The organism is Halomonas sp. V046 (assembly GCF_052645355.1).
In genome coordinates, this window is sequence record NZ_JBQXYF010000096.1 from 1 (window position 1) to 237 (window position 237).

The 237-nt window shown below is 72.2% G+C and carries 1 protein-coding gene; it reads left to right on the plus strand.

From position 1 onward, the window contains the following. The coding region (locus ACUN9Y_RS22410; RefSeq protein ID WP_445462943.1) for a hypothetical protein at positions 1 to 237 on the plus strand (237 nt) is incomplete at both ends.

A 237-nucleotide genomic window follows, 5' to 3' on the forward strand; every position in this document is an offset into this window, starting at 1 on the left:
CCGGCGAAGGCGAGCCGCAGACGCCGACCCTCGACGTGACCCTGACGGTGACGGACGGCGACGGCGACGAGGCCGACACGACCATCATGCTGCCGATCGGCCCCGACACCGGCCCGGTCACCCCGGACAGCGACGGGGATGCCAGTACGCTACCGGTTGCGACCACGCTGGATGAAGATGGCCTGCCTGGCGGTATCGCCGGCGGCAAGGGGGATGCCCCCGGCGAGGCCGTGGTGA